The 21,800-nt window shown below is 29.1% G+C and carries 19 protein-coding genes; 14 read left to right on the top strand and 5 right to left on the bottom strand.

The window, feature by feature from the left end:
- The first annotated feature begins 96 nt into the window (after positions 1 to 96).
- Together F7018_RS09490 and F7018_RS09485 are read left to right on the top strand one after the other, a co-directional pair.
- Positions 97 to 936: a DUF2911 domain-containing protein gene (locus tag F7018_RS09490; RefSeq protein ID WP_150899825.1), complete on the top strand. Its 840-nt coding sequence runs from the start codon at positions 97 to 99 to the stop codon at positions 934 to 936.
- A 175-nt stretch (positions 937 to 1,111) separates the two neighbouring features.
- Positions 1,112 to 3,388 carry a neutral/alkaline non-lysosomal ceramidase N-terminal domain-containing protein gene (locus F7018_RS09485; RefSeq protein ID WP_150899824.1) on the top strand — a complete coding sequence of 759 codons (2,277 nt, stop codon included), beginning with the start codon at positions 1,112 to 1,114 and terminating at the stop codon, positions 3,386 to 3,388.
- Between the two features lie 56 nt (positions 3,389 to 3,444).
- Here F7018_RS09485 and rlmF read toward each other — a convergent pair whose 3' ends face one another.
- The 3 genes from rlmF to F7018_RS09470 are packed head-to-tail and all read right to left on the bottom strand — an operon-like array spanning position 3,445 to position 6,553.
- The gene (gene rlmF / locus F7018_RS09480; RefSeq protein WP_150899823.1) at positions 3,445 to 4,296 is read right to left on the bottom strand and encodes a 23S rRNA (adenine(1618)-N(6))-methyltransferase RlmF; all 852 of its coding nucleotides are present in this window, start codon (positions 4,294 to 4,296) and stop codon (positions 3,445 to 3,447) included.
- The gene (gene bshC, locus F7018_RS09475) at positions 4,296 to 5,888 is read right to left on the bottom strand and encodes a bacillithiol biosynthesis cysteine-adding enzyme BshC (protein ID WP_150899822.1); all 1,593 of its coding nucleotides are present in this window, start codon (positions 5,886 to 5,888) and stop codon (positions 4,296 to 4,298) included. The genes rlmF and bshC overlap by 1 nt, the downstream gene beginning before the upstream one ends.
- Positions 5,888 to 6,553 (bottom strand): class I SAM-dependent methyltransferase, encoded by a 666-nt coding sequence (locus tag F7018_RS09470; RefSeq protein ID WP_150899821.1) that lies wholly within the window; start codon positions 6,551 to 6,553, stop codon positions 5,888 to 5,890. The genes bshC and F7018_RS09470 overlap by 1 nt, the downstream gene beginning before the upstream one ends.
- A gap of 131 nt (positions 6,554 to 6,684) precedes the next feature.
- Here F7018_RS09470 and F7018_RS09465 point away from each other — a divergent pair, with 131 nt between their 5' ends.
- The 5 genes from F7018_RS09465 to F7018_RS09445 all read left to right on the top strand — a co-directional run bounded on the left by F7018_RS09465 (position 6,685) and on the right by F7018_RS09445 (position 13,041).
- Complete coding sequence (locus tag F7018_RS09465) at positions 6,685 to 8,043, top strand: LamG domain-containing protein (protein ID WP_150899820.1); 1,359 nt, start codon at positions 6,685 to 6,687, stop codon at positions 8,041 to 8,043.
- A gap of 89 nt (positions 8,044 to 8,132) precedes the next feature.
- A complete protein-coding gene (locus F7018_RS09460) occupies positions 8,133 to 10,067 on the top strand; it encodes a BatA domain-containing protein (protein WP_150899819.1) in 1,935 nt (644 codons plus the stop codon).
- Positions 10,064 to 11,320 (top strand): dihydroorotase, encoded by a 1,257-nt coding sequence (locus F7018_RS09455; protein WP_150899818.1) that lies wholly within the window; start codon positions 10,064 to 10,066, stop codon positions 11,318 to 11,320. The genes F7018_RS09460 and F7018_RS09455 overlap by 4 nt, the downstream gene beginning before the upstream one ends.
- Before the next feature lie 111 nt (positions 11,321 to 11,431).
- Entirely contained in the window at positions 11,432 to 12,073 is a 642-nt protein-coding gene (locus F7018_RS09450; protein WP_150899817.1) for an alpha/beta hydrolase, read from the top strand.
- A 29-nt stretch (positions 12,074 to 12,102) separates the two neighbouring features.
- Complete coding sequence (locus F7018_RS09445) at positions 12,103 to 13,041, top strand: sterol desaturase family protein (RefSeq protein ID WP_150899816.1); 939 nt, start codon at positions 12,103 to 12,105, stop codon at positions 13,039 to 13,041.
- 34 nt (positions 13,042 to 13,075) lie between these two features.
- Here F7018_RS09445 and bcp read toward each other — a convergent pair whose 3' ends face one another.
- Positions 13,076 to 13,528, bottom strand: coding sequence for a thioredoxin-dependent thiol peroxidase (bcp, locus tag F7018_RS09440; RefSeq protein ID WP_150899815.1), 453 nt, complete (start codon positions 13,526 to 13,528; stop codon positions 13,076 to 13,078).
- 34 nt (positions 13,529 to 13,562) lie between these two features.
- On the opposite strand from bcp, the gene F7018_RS09435 reads away from it, so the two are divergent.
- Entirely contained in the window at positions 13,563 to 14,219 is a 657-nt protein-coding gene (locus F7018_RS09435) for an endonuclease III domain-containing protein (RefSeq protein ID WP_150899814.1), read from the top strand.
- A gap of 239 nt (positions 14,220 to 14,458) precedes the next feature.
- Here the strand turns inward: F7018_RS09435 and F7018_RS09430 are convergent, their stop codons facing one another.
- Positions 14,459 to 15,043 carry an RNA polymerase sigma factor gene (locus F7018_RS09430; RefSeq protein ID WP_175578701.1) on the bottom strand — a complete coding sequence of 195 codons (585 nt, stop codon included), beginning with the start codon at positions 15,041 to 15,043 and terminating at the stop codon, positions 14,459 to 14,461.
- Positions 15,044 to 15,378: 335 nt separating this feature from the next.
- On the opposite strand from F7018_RS09430, the gene F7018_RS09425 reads away from it, so the two are divergent.
- From F7018_RS09425 to F7018_RS09400, 6 genes are all read left to right on the top strand, one after another.
- The gene (locus F7018_RS09425) at positions 15,379 to 15,885 is read left to right on the top strand and encodes a hypothetical protein (RefSeq protein ID WP_150899812.1); all 507 of its coding nucleotides are present in this window, start codon (positions 15,379 to 15,381) and stop codon (positions 15,883 to 15,885) included.
- 64 nt (positions 15,886 to 15,949) lie between these two features.
- Positions 15,950 to 17,662, top strand: coding sequence for a tetratricopeptide repeat-containing sensor histidine kinase (locus tag F7018_RS09420; protein WP_150899811.1), 1,713 nt, complete (start codon positions 15,950 to 15,952; stop codon positions 17,660 to 17,662).
- A 2-nt stretch (positions 17,663 to 17,664) separates the two neighbouring features.
- Positions 17,665 to 18,411, top strand: a complete 747-nt coding sequence (locus tag F7018_RS09415) for a LytR/AlgR family response regulator transcription factor (RefSeq protein ID WP_150899810.1) — start codon at positions 17,665 to 17,667, stop codon at positions 18,409 to 18,411.
- A 175-nt stretch (positions 18,412 to 18,586) separates the two neighbouring features.
- Complete coding sequence (locus F7018_RS09410; RefSeq protein ID WP_150899809.1) at positions 18,587 to 19,666, top strand: hypothetical protein; 1,080 nt, start codon at positions 18,587 to 18,589, stop codon at positions 19,664 to 19,666.
- An 11-nt stretch (positions 19,667 to 19,677) separates the two neighbouring features.
- Entirely contained in the window at positions 19,678 to 20,097 is a 420-nt protein-coding gene (locus F7018_RS09405; protein ID WP_150899808.1) for a hypothetical protein, read from the top strand.
- Positions 20,098 to 20,119: 22 nt separating this feature from the next.
- Positions 20,120 to 21,781 carry an FAD-binding oxidoreductase gene (locus tag F7018_RS09400; RefSeq protein ID WP_150899807.1) on the top strand — a complete coding sequence of 554 codons (1,662 nt, stop codon included), beginning with the start codon at positions 20,120 to 20,122 and terminating at the stop codon, positions 21,779 to 21,781.
- Positions 21,782 to 21,800: the final 19 nt, after the last annotated feature.

Raw genomic sequence — 21,800 nt, 5'->3', positions numbered from 1 at the left:
AATAAATAGTTAATATTTATTTTAAGTTTTCGTTAACATTAATCCATATAATTCCTCGTAATTTTATCAGAACAAACTATAAACAAATTAATCATCATGAAAAAATTACTTTTAAGCTTATTTGTTGTTGCTATATCAGCAAATGTTAATGCACAAGTAAAAACTCCAGCACCAAGCCCTGCTTCTAAATTAGAGCAACAAGTAGGTTTAACTGACGTTACTGTAGAATACTCTAGACCAGGAATGAGAGGTAGAACTATTTTTGGAGATTTAGTGCCTTATGGAAAAGTATGGAGAACCGGAGCTAATCAAAACACTAAAGTTACATTTAGCGACGATGTTACAATTGATGGAAAAGAATTAAAGAAAGGTACCTATGCCTTGTACACAAAACCGAATAAAGATTCATGGGAAGTTATTTTTTATTCTGATGCGAACAACTGGGGAACTCCAAGAAAATGGGATGACAGTAAAGTAGCATTATCTACAACTGCTAAAGTTGAAAAAATGCCTATGAAAATTGAAACTTTTACTTTAACTATTGATGATATCAAAAACAGTTCTGCTGTTTTAGGTATGTTATGGGAAAACGCTTATGTTGGAGTAAAGTTTAACACACCTACTGATAAAGGTGTTGAAGCTAGTATTGCAAAAATAATGAGCGGACCTTCTGCTGGTGATTATTTTTCTTCTGCTAAATATTATTTAGATGAAGGTAAAGACATCCAAAAAGCTAAAGAATGGATCAACAAAGCTGTAGATATGACTAAAGACCGTCCACGTTTTTGGTATTTACGTCAACAATCATTAATCTTAGCTAAAGCTGGAGATAAAAAAGGAGCTATTGCTGCTGCTAAAGCTTCATTAGCTGGAGCTGAAAAAGCAGGTAACGCTGATTACGTTAAAATGAACAAAGAGTTTTTAGCTAAAATGTAATAAACTCACATATTTAATTAAAACTCGTAGCTATATATTAGTTACGAGTTTTTTTTGTTTAAAAACAATTCATTTAGTTAATTTATTTGTATATAAATAAAATTTATCATAAAAAATTAAATTAACCATATTTAAAACATAGATTAGTAAGTAATTAACTTAATCAAACTAATTTATGTGTAAAATTAAAGTCCCCCTATTAATTGTACTTTCTCTACTTACGATACAATTAATACAATCTCAAAACAATAACTACGACATCGGTGTAGGTATTTCAGACATTACTGGAGAAATTGCTGAAAGCGCCTTTTTTGGTTATGGAAACCCTTTCTTTAAAAATAGTGGTATTAAAGACAGACAATATGCAAGAGCTTATATTGTTAAAGAGCCCAGTGGCACACCCGCTGTATTTGTTTGTATAGACAAAGGTGCCATGTTTCAATCAGTTAATTTAGCTGTTCTAGAAAAACTCAAAAATTATTATGGCAGCACTTATACTGATACTAACGTAGTTATTAGTGCTACCCACACCCACGTTTCACCTGGTGGATATTCCCATTATGAACTTTACAATACTTCTACCGGTGGTTTTTATAAAAAAAACTTCAATATTTTAGTTGATGGAATTTTTAATGCTATCAAACAAGCTCACGACAGCTTAGCCCCAGGTAGAATTTATTATAACTCAGGAAGTTTAACAAATGCCAGCATTAATAGATCTTTAGTAGCTTACAATTTAAATAGTGATTCTAATGACTATATGAATATTGATGATCAAATGACGGTTTTAAAATTTGTACAAGGTAATACTGAGGTTGGAATGATTTCTTGGTTTGGAGTTCATCCAACAAGTTTATCTAAGAACTATAAATATGCTAGTGGTGACAGTAAAGGTTATGCTTCATTAAAGTTTGAACGCATGAAACAGTCTTCATACGGAAATGGTAATTTTACTTTTGTTGCTGCTTTTCCTAATACAAATCCTGGAGATATGTCTCCTAACTTAAATCAACCAGCTCCTAATGATTTATATACAGATGCTACTGGACCTGGCAGTAATGAAGTAGAAAGTTCTGAAATTATAGGAGATAGACAATATCAAAAAGCATTAGAATTATATAATAATGCTAGTGAACAACTTATCGGCTCAGTAAAAGCCGTATCGAGATATAGTGATTTTTCTAATATCGAAGTTGCTTCAAAATTTACCGATGGTGTTATACGCCATACTTGTAAAGCTGCTCTTGGCATTTCTTTTAGAGCTGGTGCAGAAGATGGTAGAAGTGGTATTGGAAGAGAAGGTGAGACAAGGTCCAATCCTAATTCAGGTCCTGCTGTTGATCAATGTCATATGGAAAAACCTATTGATCCTTTATTTTTTGTAGGACGAAACAGTAATAACCCAAGAACTCCTAAAATACTCCCAACTAGTATTTTAAAAATCGGTCAATTTGGAATTTTTGCTGCTCCTGCTGAATTTACTATCATGGCTGGAAGGCGTGTAAAAGCTACAGTTGCAGAAAATAGTGCTACTGGAATACAACATAGTGTTTTAGCTGGTTATTCTGATGCTTACTGTGGTTATGTAACTACTAGAGAAGAATATGCCTCTCAACAATACGAAGGAGCCAGTACACAATTTGGTCCATGGACCCTAGCTGCTTATCGACAAGAATTTGAAAGGTTAGCTACCTTATTAGTTTCTCCTAACTCAAACCCTTGGCCTACTCTAGCATCAACTCCTCCTCAAAAAACATACATTGGACTTGATAAAACGGTACATATTCTTTTTGATGATAAACCTTTATTTAAAAGCTTTGGAAGTGTGTATTCTGATACAAATAGCTCATATAATACCGGTAATACTGCTAAAGTTACTTTTTGGGGTGCTCATCCTAATCATGATACTAAAACAAATAGTACTTATTTTACTGTTCAGAAAAAAGTTGGAAACTCTTGGGTTACTAAATTTCAAGATAGAGATACCAACACTCTTATGATTTGGAAAAGAGACGGTGTAGCAAATTCAAAAATTACTATACATTTTAAAATCACCTCAGAAGTAGAAAGTGGCTATTACAGAATTGTACATACTGGTAAATGGAAAAATGGTTGGACAGGAAAAATAAGTCCATACAGCGGAACTAGTAAAACGTTTTATGTAAATGGTTATGTTAGTAGAACTGTTAAACAAGAAACAGAAAAAAATATGCTCAATCAACATATTGTTTATCCTAATCCTAGTCGCGGAAACTTCACTTTTATCAATAATAAAAACTCTAAAGGTTCTTTTAAAATAATTAACACTGTAGGACAAGTAATTAAAACTGGTGAAATTCCTAATAAAAAATATATTAAGAATCTATATTTTAAAGCTGAAGCTGGAGTTTATCTTTTAAAAGTTAAATATGATAATGGAGAAACTGATATAACTACAATTCTAAAAAAATAAGCGAATAAAAAAACTCACAATTTATATTGTGAGTTTTTACTTTTTATATCTTCAATTTAAAATCTCCAACAAACAATTCTAGTTACTTTATTTCCTTGTGTCATTGGAATTACTTTAAATTCTTTTACTCCTAGCTTTTTGCCCGACTTCTGTAAACTTTCTACATTTTCTTTTTTAGAAACTAAGCTTGTAAACCACTTACTAACTGTTGGATATTGTGAACTCTCATATAAATATGTATGCAAAAAAGCTTTTTCACCTCCTATATACCAAAGTTCGTTACTATTTCCTGAAAAATTACGAACAGCATTATTTCCTAAGTTTCTCGATTTTCTCCTATTAGCTCCTCTAGCCTCTTCCGCCGATTTATAAAAAGGAGGATTGCACATAGTTACTGTAAAAGAATCTTCCTTCTCAAGAATTCCTTTTAAAACATGCTCTTCTTTAAACTGCTGTCTTAATTTTATTTTAGTATCTAAATTATTATCATCTATAATATCTTGAGCAGAATCTAACGAGTCTAAATCAATATCAGATGCTACAAAACTCCAATTATACACTGCATTTCCTAATAACGGATATATACAAGTTGCTCCAGTACCAATATCTAATACAGTTACCTCTTTTTCTTTCCTTATTAAATCTGCTAAATAATGAATATAATCAACTCTTCCTGGAATTGGCGGACATAAATTATCGTCTGAAAACTCCCATGTATTAATATTGTAATAAACCGATAATAAAGCTTTATTAAATTCTTTTACTGCTTTTGGATTTGAGAAATCAATAGTTTCTTTACCGTACTTCTCTATTACAAACTCTTTTATCTTAGGATACTTTTCTTGAAGTACTTTAAAATCGTATCCTTTATTATGGATATTATTTTTATGTAGTGCTTTTTTCTCCATTAAAGTGTAATTATTGTAAACTCCAAATCTAAAGGATTTAAACTCTTTTTTAACTTATCCAAAAAACTAACTCCATACTCTAGATAATATTCTGAGAAATTACGTTGACGTTCTTCTAAACTTTGATTTGGTAATATTTCATTTTGAAGCAATGTAATTCTGTCTACCAATTCTTTTTGTTTTCTTTTCTCCGCTCTTAACCACCTTTTCTCTAGGTTTTCTAATCCTTTTAATTGTTTTTTCTCTTGGGCATTTACAGCTCCAATAAAAGAAACATCAGTTTTTTGAGCTACTTTTCTTAATTCATTGAATTGCTGTTGTAAAAAGCTTTTCTGATTTGTAAAATCAACTTTTACTTCTGATGAATTTAAAACTTTATTCTTTAGTAATGTATTTTGCTTACTGAATAATTCTTCTTTAGATATTGTTAACTTCTCTAATTTTCTTTCTTGTTTTTCTGATAGAATTTGTACTGAATTTCTCAACAACAAAACAGGAAATGGAACTTCTACAGCTTCAAAATAACTTTTCAACTGTAACCAATATGCTAATTCTCCTCCTCCTCCTATGTAACATAAGTTTGGTAAAATTACTTCCTGATATAATGGTCGCATTATTACGTTTGGAGAAAATCTTTCGGGATTACTTTCTAGATGACTTAATATCTCTTCTTTAGTCCAAGAAACATTTGTATTGTTTACTTTATATGTACCTTCTTCGAAAATAATACGTTCACGAATTTCGTCAGTTAAATAAAATAAATTTATTTCTCTTGGATTTACTTGTACTTTATATTCTTCTCCTAAAACTTTTATTGTTTCTGTTACTTTTTTATAAGAGATTTCTTCTGTTAATTCTCTTGTTACATAAGGAATAAACTCTCTTTTTAAATCAGTATCATCTGCATCAATAATTACCAATCCATAGGCTCCAAATAACTCATTAGCAATATACCTAGTAGCATCTGCTAAATTGTTATGTTTTAAGTAACCTTCTTCAAATAGTTTCACTAAATACTGTGCATTTTTAGAGTTTCCTATATGCAATGAAAAAGCTTCTAAAACTTCTTGTAATCCATCTGTAGAAAAGCGTCCAACTCCACCAGTTTGTTCTGAATTCCACTGAACTTTTTTTCCTTTAAAATTAAAATAGTTTATTTCGTCAAAATCATGATCTTCTGTTGCCATCCAATATACCGGAACAAAATTTTGATTTTCAATTTTACTATTTAATTCTTCACATAAATTAATTGTTGAAAATATTTTATACAAAAAATATAAAGGGCCAGTAAACAGGTTTAATTGATGACCTGTAGTTATAGTATATGTATTTTCTAAAAGTAAACTATCTATGTTTTGTATTGTTTCCTCTGTAGCATTTAGCTTACTATATTGCTTTTTTAATGCATTAACTAAAACGGTTCTTTTTTCCGGTTTAAAAGATACACCTTTAGCTTCTACTTGTTTTTTTAAACCTTCAATATTCGAAAAATTATTATAAAAAGGCTTTATTTTCTCTGACTCTTCTAAATAATCTATCATAGTTTTAGAGAAGAAACCAGTTTTTTTGAAAGGTATTTGAATCACACTCATTACTTATTTTTTCTTTGGAATAATGTATAAATATATGGTCGTTCTCCTCCATAAGGATTGGTAAAAGTGTAATTGAACTTCTTAATCAATTCAAAATCTTCTCCAAGTCTTTCTTGCAACATTTCTGCATTATATCTTTGTAACTCAAGCCCACAGCATTTTTCTGCTCCATCAAGAGCAAAAACAGCTATGATTACAAAACCATTACTCTTTACAAGTTGTTTTAATAATTTAAAATACAATTCTTTTTCTTCTTCTTTCAAAAAGAAATGCAATACAGCTCTATCATTCCAAATGTCAATATCTGAAAGTTGATTAAGCTTTGACGGCTTTATTAAATCATCAACAATAAAATTTATCTCTGATGATTTATCTCCTAACCTGTTTTTAACATCTTCAATAGCTTTTTCAGACAAATCGTTTGCTATCAAATTTGTATATCCATCAGCTAACAATTCATCTATTAACATAGAAGATCCAACTCCTACATTTAAAATCTTAGCATCTTTAGGAGCTTTAGATAGTTTTATTAAATCTATTGTTTCTTTTGAGCTTTCTTCATACCAACCTAATTTCTGTGTAGTATTTTTAGTATAAGCTGTGTTCCAATGTTCTTTTAAAGTATTTTCTTCTGGAACTTTACAATCACTCTCTTTTGTAGTCATAGCCCAAAAATAGTAAAATTTGATTTTTCATCAGAATAGATTAATACTTCTAACAGTTTTTTAACTAAAAGTTATGTTTTTAAATCATTGAATGTATATTTGCAGCTTGTTATGAACTCTTAATTTAAACTATGAAAAAAAAATCAAAATATGGCTTAATAATAAGTCTAGTTATTCTCTTTATTTCCTGTGAAAAAGAATCAGTTTCATTTGAAAAAAACGGATATAATAGTATTGTTAATACAATTAAAGAACCTATAGGTCCTAATTGTGCCAATGGTGGTATAAGAGTAAATTCAGGAAATGACCTCAATTATGATGGCATTTTAAACTCTAATGAAATTACATCCACTAGTTATGTTTGTAATGGTCTTAATGGTTCTACTAGTCTTTTTGATTTTATAAATGAACCTCCAGGTTCTAATTGTTCTAATGGAGGAATAAAAGTAAGATCTGGGATAGATACCAACAACAATGGAACACTAGAAGACTCAGAAGTAACATCTATTGCTATAGTTTGTAATGGTGAAAATGGAAGTAATTCTTTAATCAAAACTAGCTTAGAACCTTCAGGAGCCAATTGTAATACTGGAGGAATCAAAATAGAAATTGGTCTTGATATAAATAACAATCAAACACTTGAACCTAATGAAATTCAAGAAACGAAGTATATTTGTAATGGTACCGATGGTTTAACTTCTTTATACAATATTAAACAAGCTACATTAACAGATTGCCCTTCGGGTGGTTATTTAATAGAAGCTGGAATGGATAAAAATTTAAATTCTATCTTAGATCCTAACGAAATAACAGATACGTTTACTATTTGTAATGGTAAAAATCCAAACTTACCTCCTAATAGTAATCTACTTGCTTACTACCCTTTTAATGGAAACGCTAATGACCTTAGTGGAAATAATAATCATGGTAATATTGTTGGTTCATTGACTAAGGATTCTAAAGGAAATAGTAATAGTGCTGCCCTTTTAAATGGAAATGGAGACTATTTTGAATTTCCAAGTGTTATTGATTTAAAAACTCCTTCTTGGTCTTTTTCTATGTGGTTCTCTCTAAACCAACTCCCTAGAAATAAAGACGATGCTTTTCTTTTATCTTCAAAAAATATAGCTTATGGAGACGATGTACACTTATTTGTTGATAACGATGATAATCAAATTAAATTTTTCACTAATGATGGCTTTTTAAAACAATCTACAGGTGTCACTATTGAAAAAGGAAAATGGTATAATGTTATACTAGCCTACAATAAAAACTCTATTAAAATATATGTTAATGGAGAGATTAGGTTAGTATGGAGCACTACAAAATACACTTCTAGTTATAACTCAGGTACTCCATTAGTAGTTTCATCTATTTTTCCAGGAAGCACTTTAAAAGGTAGGGTTTTTGGATCTATAGATAACATTAGAGTCTACAATATTGACTTAAATGAAAGTGAAGCAAATGCTATTTTTAAATTAGAAGAATAAAAAATAAAGCTCTTACATTTTGTAAGAGCTTTTACTTTACTTTTTATTTAGATAAATTTAGTATACTTGGAGTATATAAAAAAACACTTATGTATTTTAAACATCCTGAAATTCTATACTTCTTAGGACTTTTAGTTATTCCTGTATTAGTTCATTTATTTCAGTTACAACGTTTTGTTAAAGTTCCTTTTACCAATGTTGCTTTTTTACAAAAACTAGTTTTACAAACACGTAAAAGTTCGCAAATAAAAAAATGGTTAATTCTCACAACTCGATTATTACTTTTAACCGCTATTATTTTTGCTTTTGCGCAACCTTATTTTAGCAATCATACAATTGATAAAAAGAAAAACTTTTTTATTTATTTAGATAATTCTTTAAGTACAAATACTAAGGGAGAAAAAGGGAATTTATTACAAATTGCCTCTCAAGAAATTATCGAAAATCTTTCAGATAATGTTACCTATTCATTATTAACAAATGATAACTTTTACAGAAATAAAACAGCAAGTGATTTAAAAAAAATATTACTTAAAGTTTCTAATACTTCTAAAAACAGAAGTTTCGAAGATGTTTTATTGAAAGTTTCTACAGAAAACAAGGCGCAAAACTCTTTATCAAAAAACATTTTTATTTCTGACTTTCAAAACTATACCAAAAATGATTTTGATGATGTAAATACTCCTATCTCATTAGTTAATCTTATTCCTGAATTAAAAAATAACATAGCTATTGACAGTGTTTTTTTAGACGACAATGGTTCTTCTAACTTTAATCTTAATATTCTTGTAAGCAATCAAGGAAAAGCTCAAAAAAACATTCCTATCTCTCTTTCTGACGATAATAAATTAATAAATAAACAAACCTTTTCTATTGAAGAAAATCAAGTAAAGAAAATTATTTTTTCTATTGTTAAATCTCCTGAATTCTTAGGAAAAATAAGCCTCAATTTCAGTGACACTTACAGTTTCGATAATTCCTTTTACTTCACAATTGATACTAGCACCAAAATTAATGTGCTAGCTATAGGAAAGCCTTCTGATTTTATAAATAGAATTTATACCAAAGATGAATTTAATTTAACTACACTTAGTAGTAAAAACATAAACTACAATCTAATCCCTAAGCAAAGTTTAATTATTTTAAATGAACTTGAGAGAGTTCCTCAAACTCTTATTAATTCTTTAGTAGATTACACTAAAAAAGGTGGAAATATTATAGTAATACCAAATAAAAATACTTCTATTTCATCATATAACGAATTACTTACTAGTGTTAATGCTGGTAAAATAGTTACTAAGAAAAATGATAGTTTAAAAATTACTAGTATTAACTATAATCATCCTCTTTTAAAAAATGTTTTTGAAAAAAGAGTTCAAAACTTTCAATATCCTTTTGTTAAAGAATCATTCATATCTATACTAAATAACGAGAGTAATTTAGTTTCTTTTGAAAACAAAGAAGGCTTTATTAAACAAGTAAATTTATCTAATGCTAACTTGTATTGGGTGGCTGCACCTTTAGAAAAAGAAAATAGTAATTTTACTAACTCTCCACTAATTGTTCCTATATTTTATAACATAGGAAAACATAGTTTACAATTATCAAAATTGTATTACACTATCGGAGAAGACAATACGATTGATATTAATAAGCAATTAGGAAAAGATGAAATTTTAACTATTTCAAATAATGAAAATTCATTTATACCTTTACAACAAACCTTTCAAAATAAGGTTAGAATTACTACTAAAGACCAACCTTTAAAAGCTGGTTTTTATCAGATAAAACAACAAGAAAGTCTTTTAAAAAAAATAGCTTATAATTATCCTAAAAGTGAAAGTTCATTACAATTTTTAGATATTTCATCAACTACAAACAAAGACATCTCTACTTCAGTAAAAAACACTTTACAGGATATAAATAATGAAACTAAAATTCAATGGCTTTGGAAGTGGTTTTTAGCGCTAGCCATCGTATCTTTGCTTTTAGAAATTTTGATATTAAAATTTTTTAAAACATGACAACGCTGCTAAAATCGGCAACAATTATTGATGCCACCAGCTCTTACCACAAACAAACTAAAGATATTTTAATTACCGACGGTATTATTACCAAAATTGATGATGCTATTTCTGCTCCTGAAGGGTGTGAGATTGTAACACTTGAAAACCTACATGTTTCTACTGGATGGTTTGATACAAGTGTTTCTTTTGGTGAACCTGGTTACGAAGAACGAGAAACTATAAAAAATGGTTTACATGTTGCTTCTAAAAGTGGATTTACTGATGTTGCTGTAAATCCAAATACAAATCCTGTTATTGATAATAAATCTGCTGTAGAATTTTTAATAAACAAAGCTAATGGCGATGCAACTAATTTATTTCCTATTGGTACGTTAACACAACAAAGTAAAGGAATTGAAATGGCCGAGTTGTTTGATATGAAACAATCAGGTGCAATTGCTTTTGGTGATTATAAAAAATCTATCGATGATAATTTATTAAAAATAGCTTTATTATATACTCAAAATTTTGATGGTTTAGCTTTAAGCTTCCCAAAAAATAACTCTATTGCTGGTGAAGGAGTTGCTAATGAAGGAAAAAACAGTACACTACTTGGTTTAAAAGGAATTCCTGCCTTAGCAGAAGAAATTCAAATTTCTCGAGACTTATTCTTGTTAGAATACACAGGAGGAAAACTACATATCCCAACTATTTCTACAAAAAAATCTGTAGAACTAATTAGAGAAGCAAAGAAGAAAGGATTAGATATTACCTGTAGTGTTGCCATTCATAATTTGGTTTTAACAGATGATGAGTTACATGGATTTGATGGAAACAAAAAGGTCAATCCGCCTTTAAGAACATCAATTGATACAGAAGCTTTAGTAGAAGGCTTAAAAGACGGTACTATAGACATTATTACATCTGATCATAATCCTATTGATATAGAACATAAAAAAGTAGAATATTCAACTGCTAAAGATGGAACTATTGGTTTAGAGAGTGCTTTTGGTGCTTTAAACACTGTATTGGATATTGAAACGATTGTAAAATGTTTATCTCATAATCCTAAAAATCGTTTTGGTATTGAACAGAACTCTATAGAAGAAAACCAAAAAGCTTGTCTGTCTATATTTAATCCTGATGGAAATTTTATTTTTTCTAAAGACCATATTATTTCTACTTCTAAGAATAGTATCTTTTTAGACAAAGAATTAAGAGGTAGTGTTTATGGTATATATAATAAAGGACAGCTTATTCTAAACGCTTAATCGAAAAATACAATAGCAATTCTAGGCAAAAACAATACAATAATCAGTTATTGGTATATTAAGTTGGATAATTAACTTCTTTTATCAAAACTGCTTTAAGGAATTTATTACATGAGTTTACACTATATTATACGAGAGCCTAAAAAGGCTTCTACCAATCCTCCTTTATTAATTTTATTACATGGATATGGTAGTAACGAAAGAGATTTATTTTCATTTTCTGAAGAATTACCTGATGAATTATTAATTGTGAGTGCCCAAGCTCCATATAGCATGGGATATGATGGATATGCTTGGTATGCTATTAACTTCGACGCTAATAATGAAAAGTTTTCTGATCTAGACCAAGCAAGAGAATCAATGACTAAAATTGCTTCTTTCATTAATGAAATTAAAGAGAAATACAATACAAACCCAAATAAGACGTTTCTTTTAGGGTTTAGTCAAGGAGCAATATTAAGCTATGCTTTAAGTCTTAATAATCCCAATATGGTACAACACGTAGTAGCTTTAAGTGGATATATTAATGAAGATTTGTTACCAGCTGAAGTTAATACTGAAATAACAACTGATTATTATATTTCTCATGGTACAGTAGATCAGGTTTTACCAGTTAATTGGGCAAGAAAAGCACCTACTTTATTAGAAAATTACAATTTAAAAAGTGATTATTCAGAATATCCTGTAGGTCATGGTGTAGCTCCTCAAAACTTTTACAGTTTTAAGAATTGGATTGAACAACGATTAAAATAATGTTTTTAACTTTACACAAAATTTAATAAATGGATATTTTTACTCATCAAAATGCATACAAATGGTTCGTACCTATTTGTGCATTAGCCATTTTTATTGAAATGTATTTTAGCTACAAAAGAAAAGCTAAAAATTATGAGTTCAAAGATGTTTCAACAAATGTCTACTTTGCCATAACCAATGTTTTTTTAGATGGTCTTATGTATGGAGTTTCATTTATAGTGATGAACTTTTTTTACAGCTATAGATTAATTAACTGGGAAAGCACAGGTGTTTTATATTGGTTAATAGCTTTTATAGGACAAGACTTTCTATATTATATTCACCATTATGTAGATCATCATTCGCGCTTTTTCTGGGCAGTTCATGTTACGCATCATAATTCTGAATACTATAATATTTCAACTGGATTCCGTTCCCCTGTATTCCAACCTTTTTATAGGTTTATGTTTTTAATTCCTTTAATTCTTGTTGGAATAGCTCCATTGCATATTATGTTTGCCTATGCTATGAATCAAAATTATGGAACCTTATGTCACACTAATTTTATTAAAAGAAACAAACGCAAAGGTGTTCTTGGTTTCTTTTTAAATATATGGGAATACATTTTTGTAACTCCATCTCATCACAGGGTTCACCATGCTTCGAACACCAAATATTTAGATAAAAACATGGGAATGGCATTAATTATTTGGGATAGAATTTTTGGTACATTTCAAGCAGAAGAAGATGAAGAAGATTACGAAAAACTTAAATTTGGATTGACTAAACCTTTAGAAGATAAAGGACCTGTTAACATCATTTTTCATGAATGGAAAGAAATTTTTAAAGATTTCTTTAGTCGTAAAAAACACTTACCATTAGGTACTCGATTAAAATATGTTTTTATGCCTCCAGGATGGAGTCACGATGGAAGTTCGAAAACAAGTAAACAACTTCAAAAAGAATTATTCGAAAGTAGTAAATAATAAAAAAAACCGAGTATTGTACTCGGTTTTTTATTTATCCTAAAATTTGATTAGCGTGCTCTTTTGTTTTTACTTTTAAAATAACATCTTCAATTACTCCATTTTCGTCAATTACAAATGTTGTACGGTGAATTCCATCATATTCACGCCCCATAAATTTCTTTGGTCCCCAAACTCCAAAAGCATTGATTACTTCTTTACTTTCATCTGCTAATAAAGGAAATGGTAGCTCATGCTTATTTATCCAATTCTGTTGACGCTTTGCCGAATCGGCACTAGCCCCTAAGATTTCATATCCTTTAGATAAAAAAGTTTGATAATTATCTCTCAAATCACATGCCTCAGCTGTACACCCTGGAGTACTTGCTTTTGGGTAGAAAAACAATACTAATTTTTTTCCTTTATAATCAGAAAGTTTAACAACATTTCCTTTTTCATCAACTGATTTGAAATTTGGTGCTTTATCTCCTATTTTTAATGTAGTCATAATTTGTATTTTTGCGAATATAAAGATATTGAAAATGACCAAAGCAGACAAAGTACAATTTGTTATTAATACATTAAAAGAGCTGTATCCTGAAATTCCTGTTCCTTTAGATCATAAAGACCCTTACACCTTACTTATAGCAGTTTTATTATCTGCTCAATGTACTGATGTTAGAGTAAATCAAATTACTCCTTTACTTTTTGCTAAGGCAGATAATCCTTATGATATGGTAAAAATGTCTGTTGAAGAAATTAAAGAAATTATCAGACCTTGTGGATTATCTCCAATGAAATCTAAAGGCATACATGGTTTATCAAAAATATTGATTGAAAAACACAATGGTGAAGTACCAGAAAGCTTTGAGTATTTAGAAGAGCTACCAGCAGTTGGTCATAAAACAGCTAGTGTTGTAATGAGTCAAGCTTTTGGCGTACCTGCTTTTCCTGTTGATACTCATATACACAGATTAATGTATCGCTGGAATCTATCTAACGGAAAAAGTGTAGGTCAAACTGAAAAAGATGCCAAACGATTATTTCCTAGAGAACACTGGAACGACTTACATTTACAAATCATATGGTATGGTAGAGAGTATTCTCCTGCTCGTGGATGGAATTTAGAAAATGATATTATTACCAAAACAATAGGTAGAAAAACTGTTCTTGATGAATATTATAAAAATAGAATATAAAAAAAGCCCCAACTTTCGTTGAAGCTTTTTCCACTCTTAATTCAAATTCAATTCAATGAGATAGTTTGATTTGGTTTTAACTACTTTTAACGATTTAGAAAAATTAATCAAAAATTGAATTGTTTCTTGTTTAGGTTTCATTTTAAAATCCGAAGATCTTTCAGAGTAAAGTTGCATCATAAAAATTCCCTTATTTATTTATTTTCAATTATTTAACGATGCTTTTTCACTTTTATTGTTTAATTCACCAAAATAATTTTATTTTTCTCCACAATCTTCCTTAAATTAATTAATGCATATCTCATTCTACCTAAGGCTGTGTTAATGCTAACACCTGTATTTTCAGATATTTCATTAAAACTCATATCGTTGTAAATACGCATTTTTAAAACTTCTTTTTGTTCTTCAGGTAATTCCTCAACTAAATCTTTAACATCAGATAAAATCTGCTCTTTAATTATCTGATTCTCTGCATTTAATGTTCCATCACTTAATACAGAAAAAATATCAAAATCATCCGTATTATTAAATGTAGGCATTCTATTACTCTTTCTAAAGTAATCTATAATTAAATTATGAGCTATCCTCATAACCCAAGGTAAAAACTTTCCTTCTTCGTTATAGCTTCCTTTTTTTAGTGTTCTTATTACTTTAATAAAAGTATCTTGAAAAATATCTTCTGTAGTATCTCTATCTTGTATTTTGCTATAGATAAAGCTATACAAGCGTTGTTGGTGACGTTTAATCAATAATTCTATTGCTAACTCTTTTCCGTTAATGTAGTTTTTAACTAATACACTATCACTTACATCGTTTTTATGCATCATAATTACTTTTTTTTAAAGAAGTCTTTCACAGAGTTTCTTTGGTTAAGGGGTATGTTTATTAAAAGTAATTATTTAGCTATAGGCGTTTATTTATTGATTAATAACTAGTTACAAATATTGCTTTTTTTATATAAAAAACCAAAAATAATTTATTTTTTTTATAAAAACATTAACAAACTCAGGGTTTATAGCCTATTTCTTTAGCATCTTTATCAAACTGAAAATCAGATTATTTTTTCATTTTAATCATTTAATTTCCTAGTTTCTAGATTATGTTTTTCATATATTTACAATAAACTTAGTTTATATATTTAATTAATCCTCCGAAAACTATGACTAGTACTGACACATCCTCAATCGTCTTTCCTCCTGGGAAAGTAATTTCACCTGAAGTAACAATTCAAAAATCTGGAAGTATTTATTTTGAAAACACATTTGAACGCCCCTTACCTTCTCTAGTAGAAGCAACTCAACATCGTTGTGGTCCTATAAGTTATGGTCCTATAAATGTAAAAGCACTTATTTTTGTAAGTTCTTCAACTCCATTATCAGCTTCAGCTATAAAGATCTCTCAGTTATTTTCTGTAAATAGCTTTGGCGACTATATGCTACAGTTTTTTATTCATACTACTGTAGAAGATATGTTAAAAATAAATGATAATAAAACTACAAATGAATACCAAGCTTATACGATTAAATTTTCTACTAACGAATTAGTAACATTTCCTGAAGGCATTAGCTTAGATAAAATCAAAGTAATACAAACATTTGTTTGGAACATTGACCCTACAACCTCTAGAGGAACTGAAACCACTGTACAAGATACCACACCAGGTTAGCCACTAGTATCAAAGCTCTAAATAGAGCCTGTTTTTTTTATATAATTTTTACCCCCCGTAACAAATGCATATTTTAAGAACTATACTAGTACTGTTATTTACTGTACATCTTTTTTCTCAGCAGAAAGACGAATTATCTGTTGAGTTTGAAAAGATTATTGAAAAACATCAACAAAAAGAAGATTTAAAAAGAATACATACTTTTTTCAAACAAAAGGAATGGGATTCAACTTTAATTCATTCCTATGTTTTATTAAAAGACACAAAGGATAAGAAATTAATAAATTATATACATTTCTTAAGAGCTCGTAGTTTCAAAAAGAAAAATGTTTTAGATCAATCTTTAAAAGAATACCAATTAATATCTAATGCTTTTCCTTTTTATTCCTATACCAAAGGTGCTATTGGTCAAATATATTTGTTGCAAAACAAATACAAGAAAGCTCTAAAAATTTTTCTCGATTTAGAGAAAAATTATTTCAATATTAAATACAAACCTCAGCAAAGTGCTATACTACACAACATAGGACTTTGCTATTTTCATTTGTCTAAATTTAAAGAAGCTGAAAAATATTTATTAAATAGCACTTCTCTACAAGAAAAAAAGAAAGACACAATACTTTTAATTGGTTCTTATATGGACATTGCTAATGTTTATTATGAACAATATAAAGACAATGAAGCTATTCCTTTTTTCAAAAAAGCTTATGAACTTTCAAAAAAAACCTCAAATTTTAAGATAAAAAGAAAAGCAGCTTTAAACATGGCTGTAGTTGAAGAAAATAGAAAAGATTTAGCTAAAGCTCTAGTTTACAGAAAAGAGTTTGAAAAATGGAAAGATTCCCTTAACAACCAAAACAGAATCTGGGCTGTAGCTCAAGTAGAAAAGAAACTCGCTGTAGCTCAAAAACAAAAACAAATAAATTTATTAGAAGCTGAAAATAAATTAAAAGTATCGCAACGAAATGGTTTTTTCATTTCTTCTATTTTACTTATCCTTCTACTTACAAGTGGATTTTTCTTGTACTCTCAAAAAAGTAAAGCCAATAAAATAATTACAACTCAAAAAGATGAACTTAATCAATTAAATAAAACAAAAGATAAACTTTTTTCTATTGTTAGTCACGATTTAAGATCATCAGTTAATCTATTAAAAAAAAGCAATTCTAATCTCTTAACAGAAATTAAAAATCGAAATTACGATGCATTGGGGAACATTGTAAATAAAAATGCAGCTATCGCTAATAGCTCTTATAATTTATTAGAAAACTTGTTAAACTGGTCGACAATGCAAACAAAACAAATTTATTTCAATATAGAATCTGTTGATTTATTTTCTATAATGCAACAAGTTGCTTTTAATTATCAACCTTTATTTGATACTAAAAATATAACTTTCATAAACAAAGTAACTCCTGCTACTTTTATTTATGCTGATATAGACTCTCTTAAAATAATTATTAGAAATTTATTAGACAACGCTATTAAATTTTCTAATGAAAACGACACTATAATTATTTATAACTTTTCTATTAAAAACAACTTAGAATCACTAGTAATAGAAGACACTGGAATTGGAATGAGTGAAGAAACGGTCAAGGATCTTCTAAAAGACACAACACTACTTAACAAAAAAAGAAATCAAGAGGAAATCGGTACTGGACTAGGTATTCACCTCTGTAAAACATTAATCGAAAAAAACAACGCACAATTTAAAATTGAAAGCATTAAAGATATGGGTACAAAAATGATTATTAGCTTTCAAAAATCGAACTAAACATGGATAATATAAACATACTTATTGTTGAAGATAATAGCATTATAGCAATGGAACTTAAAGCTATTTTAGAAAAAAATGGATATAATGTAGTTGGTATTGGACATAGTTACCAAGAAGCTTTAACGCTTTTTTATGAACTTACTGTAGACCTTGTAATCATCGATGTTTTTTTAGGTACAAATCCGGAAGGAATTACTTTTGCCGAAACCATTTCTACCGTACCTAAATCACTAAAACCTTTTATTTTCTTAACAGGTTCTAAAGACCGACATATATTTGAAAGAGCAAAATTAACCAAGCCTTTTCGTTTTTTATTAAAACCATTTAATGAATTAGAAATTTTATATGCTATCGAAATGGCTATTGAAAAGTTTTATGACCAAACAAATATTTTCGCAAGTACTAATCAAAATACAGTAATTAGTGATGATTATTTATTTATAAAGAAAAGAGATTCCTTAAAAAAAGTAATGCTTTCTAACATCATTTATATTGAGGTTGATAATAGATACTGTAACATCATTACGGAGCATGAAAAATTTATTATTCAAATTTCATTAGGAAAAATGAATGATTATTTAAACAATTCTTTATTTAAACAAGTTCATAGAAAATACATTGTAAATATCAATGCAATTGATCAAATAAGGTTTAAAGAGAACTCTTTATTATTAAAAGGGAAACATGTAGTTTACTTTAGTGATAAATACAAAGAAACCATCAAATCATTTGCCATCTTAAAATAAGCATTTAAACATAAACCTAACTAACCAAACTCAAATGATGTATAATTTTTATACGTCATTTTTTTTGTGCCACTACATAAAAAAAAGTGTTCACAACATATCTGTAAAATACAGCCTATTTAAAAAGTAACTTTATCACTAAAATTACAAATAAGTATAACTAAAATAACTAATCATGGGAAAAAGTACTAACGATTTTAAATTTGTTTATAACGCAGATATTGCATTAACTAAACTCGACTTCAAAGCTAAAAAACATTCTATAGGTGATGAAAAAAACTGGGGAGACATTTCCGTTAAAACCAACAACAACACACTAACAATTACAATTAAGGCTGATAGACATGGTGATGAAAAGCCAGCTAAATTTTATAAAAATTTTGTAGGAGAAAACACGCAGCATATGATTCATACTGCTAGAGGAAGTAACTCTCCTTCTAAATTAAATTTTGCTGTAGAAGGCACCTTGTATATTAATCAAGATGAATTTGAAGTATGTCTTGGTCAAGGGCATTACTCTTCTACTAACAACTGGCACCTTTGCTCAAAAAGCATAGAAGCTAAAAGTGATAACAAAGGAGGTGAAATTATAAATGAAAATACCAAATTAGAAGATCAGCTTTACCTAGATCCATCAGGCAGCAACTCTTTTAAAATAAAATGTGTCAGTCAACTTTCTGGAAGTCAAGATAATGAATTCATCTTAACCATCCCAGATTCAAAATTTGAAACCTTCGAATTCAATACTTCCAGTGCTATTGTTACAATTGGACAACCATATAAAGAAGTGACTTCATCAATAAAAAATGGAAAAGGTATAATTACTGTAAAAGCTGGAAGACATAAAAGCCAAACACCTGCAAAATGGTTCAATAACAATATAGGAAAAGGTAGTACCATTGCTTCATTTACTACAGATAAAAAACCAAGTGAATTAAATTTTGCTATAAAAGGTAATTTAAGATTTAGTATTGATGGTAAAAAATACCAAATCTCAAATGTAGTCATTGGACAAGGGTCAAATATCGGTTTACAAAATAATTGGTGGTTAGGAGGAAAAGAAATGAAAGGTATAAACCTTCCTTTATTAGGAGGAGGAATACTTGCCGTAGGAATTGGAATATCAACAGCTCCTTTTCTTTTCAAATCAATTTTAAATCCAAATGAAATGAGCATTAATAAAGTTGATATTAAAAAAAGTGGAGCAAATCTGGAAGAACTACTTCCTATGATATTAGAAGAAATTAATCAATAAATTATAGAAAAATGAAAACAACAAATTTAATTATTAAAGCTTTTAATGATACCAATTATTGTTGGGAAGCTTTTCCAAGCACTAAGAATGAAGAAATAGCCATGAACACTTACGATCCAGAAAATCAGGATCAAAAATGGACTATAATTGACTCTAAGATAACTATAAACACTAAAAACCAAGGTGCTAAGGTAGCTGAAAGTTACCCTAACAATAATAGACTAGAAACATCTAATAACCATCCTAATGATGTTGATCAAGTTTTTAATTTTCAACATGTAAAAGGTCAAGATTCTAATGTATACTTTATTAGTTGCAACACTAAAAACCAAGGATTACTTTATGTATATGGTAATTCAAAAAATCATCAAGGAATTGGACTACGAGAATATAATCACAGTGATACAGAACTGTATTGGGTTATAGAATAAATTCTAAATAAAATTAATTATTATGATGCAACCAACAATTACAATACAGTTAAAAGAACAAATCGATTCTTTTTTAAAAGAACTAAATAAAATTATTCCTTCAACTGTAACTATTTCTACCAATTGGGGAGATTTAGAAAATGTATACGAACATAATTTAAAAAGTCAAATTTTTAATAGACGTTTACAATTTAACCCATTTGTTATAGTCTATTGCGAAACAGCTTCTGATATTGAAGCTACATACAACACAGCTATCAAAAACAAACTTCCTATAAAAGTTAGAGCTGGTGGACACGATCATGAGGGAGAATGTAATGGAACCAACGTTGTATTAATTGATGTTTCAAAAATGAATCGTGTATCTATAGATCCCAATACTAAAATAGCTAAAATAGGTCCTGGAATTAGATTTGAGTCACTTACCTCAATTTTGGCCGATAATAATGTTATGATACCTCATGGAACTTGCGCAACTGTAGGAATTGCTGGATTTACCATGGGAGGTGGTTGGGGACCATGGACTCGAAAAATGGGAATGTGTTGCGAACATTTAGTTGGAGCTACTATCCTACTTGGAAATGGTAAATTAGTAAACCTAAACGCAAATCCAGAAACAGGTTCTATACCTGACTTACTTTGGGCACTTAGAGGAGGTGGTGGTATGAGTTATGGCATTGTTACTGAATTACGTATTCAAACATTTCCATTACCAAAAATTTTACATCGTTTTGAAATTGAATGGAATCCTTATTCAGATCAAAACCCTGATTTAATAGAAGAAAATGTTCCTACTATTCAAGTATTGAAAAAATGGGAAGAATTAATTACTTCAGAAAATACTCCTAGACTAACTGGTACTAATTTAAAAATAAACGGAAGATCATGGGATAACAATACACCAATTGATACTGAAACCATAGCTCATAATTGTGTGTTTTATGGGTACTGGGAAGGAGATGAAGCTAGTTTAACTGATGCTATAAATAAAAATTTCACAGGAGTTCTAGCAAATTATCAATTTACTATTGAACCAGCTACTGGCGCCGATTTTCATCATAAAAATAATTATGGTAAAAATTTAATGAGCAATTGGGACAGAGAATCTCATTCTAAAATTTTAAGCAAGCTAAACTTACTTCAGGGAACTCCTTTACAACCTGATGAAGATTTACCTGCTCCACATAAAATCACTTCTCGTTTAGTTGATAAAAATGGATTAGATTACAATAATAAAAATGGATATCAACAACTTTTAAAAAGCTTAACATCAAGTTTAATATTAGATGGTAATAGAGCTTTAGGCTTATTTAACTATGTTACTTTAGGAGCTATAGTGGGAGATTTCTATACACAAAAAGCTGAAGAAACAAATAGCGCATTCCCATACAAAGACAAGCTATACACCATACAATATCAGTGCTGGTGGAATACAGAAACTGAAGAAAAAGAAGAGTTTCAAGACAATTTTGCCTATGATAGAACAAATCGTGCTTTAGATTGGATTGAAGCAAGTAGAGGTTTTGACATTCCAAATACCTCTGGAGCTTTTATTAGTTTCAAAGATAGTTCAATTCCTACCAAAACATACTTTGATAAAAGTTACAAACGCTTAATAGAAATAAAAGAAAACGAATCTAAAGACCCTTATAATCATTTTAGAACACGTAAAACTATTATTTAACTCTATAACACAAAACATT

It is taken from the genome of Tenacibaculum aiptasiae, assembly GCF_008806755.1.
In the GTDB taxonomy this organism is placed as follows: domain Bacteria; phylum Bacteroidota; class Bacteroidia; order Flavobacteriales; family Flavobacteriaceae; genus Polaribacter; species Polaribacter aiptasiae.
The sequence above is the reverse complement of the archived record's forward strand: the minus strand, read 5'-3'. Positions and strand labels throughout refer to the sequence as shown.

Bases quoted from the DNA above. Each gene is read 5' to 3' on its own strand.
- F7018_RS09415 (WP_150899810.1), top strand. From the start codon at position 17,665: ATGGATAATATAAACATACTTATTGTTGAAGATAATAGCATTATAGCA.
- F7018_RS09400 (WP_150899807.1), top strand. From the start codon at position 20,120: ATGATGCAACCAACAATTACAATACAGTTAAAAGAACAAATCGATTCT.
- F7018_RS09425 (WP_150899812.1), top strand. From the start codon at position 15,379: ATGACTAGTACTGACACATCCTCAATCGTCTTTCCTCCTGGGAAAGTA.
- F7018_RS09430 (WP_175578701.1), bottom strand. From the start codon at position 15,043: ATGCATAAAAACGATGTAAGTGATAGTGTATTAGTTAAAAACTACATT.
- F7018_RS09445 (WP_150899816.1), top strand. From the start codon at position 12,103: ATGGATATTTTTACTCATCAAAATGCATACAAATGGTTCGTACCTATT.
- F7018_RS09490 (WP_150899825.1), top strand. From the start codon at position 97: ATGAAAAAATTACTTTTAAGCTTATTTGTTGTTGCTATATCAGCAAAT.
- rlmF (WP_150899823.1), bottom strand. From the start codon at position 4,296: ATGGAGAAAAAAGCACTACATAAAAATAATATCCATAATAAAGGATAC.
- F7018_RS09460 (WP_150899819.1), top strand. From the start codon at position 8,133: ATGTATTTTAAACATCCTGAAATTCTATACTTCTTAGGACTTTTAGTT.
- F7018_RS09410 (WP_150899809.1), top strand. From the start codon at position 18,587: ATGGGAAAAAGTACTAACGATTTTAAATTTGTTTATAACGCAGATATT.
- F7018_RS09420 (WP_150899811.1), top strand. From the start codon at position 15,950: ATGCATATTTTAAGAACTATACTAGTACTGTTATTTACTGTACATCTT.
- F7018_RS09485 (WP_150899824.1), top strand. From the start codon at position 1,112: ATGTGTAAAATTAAAGTCCCCCTATTAATTGTACTTTCTCTACTTACG.
- F7018_RS09465 (WP_150899820.1), top strand. From the start codon at position 6,685: ATGAAAAAAAAATCAAAATATGGCTTAATAATAAGTCTAGTTATTCTC.
- bcp (WP_150899815.1), bottom strand. From the start codon at position 13,528: ATGACTACATTAAAAATAGGAGATAAAGCACCAAATTTCAAATCAGTT.
- F7018_RS09455 (WP_150899818.1), top strand. From the start codon at position 10,064: ATGACAACGCTGCTAAAATCGGCAACAATTATTGATGCCACCAGCTCT.
- F7018_RS09435 (WP_150899814.1), top strand. From the start codon at position 13,563: ATGACCAAAGCAGACAAAGTACAATTTGTTATTAATACATTAAAAGAG.
- F7018_RS09405 (WP_150899808.1), top strand. From the start codon at position 19,678: ATGAAAACAACAAATTTAATTATTAAAGCTTTTAATGATACCAATTAT.
- F7018_RS09470 (WP_150899821.1), bottom strand. From the start codon at position 6,553: ATGACTACAAAAGAGAGTGATTGTAAAGTTCCAGAAGAAAATACTTTA.
- bshC (WP_150899822.1), bottom strand. From the start codon at position 5,888: ATGAGTGTGATTCAAATACCTTTCAAAAAAACTGGTTTCTTCTCTAAA.
- F7018_RS09450 (WP_150899817.1), top strand. From the start codon at position 11,432: ATGAGTTTACACTATATTATACGAGAGCCTAAAAAGGCTTCTACCAAT.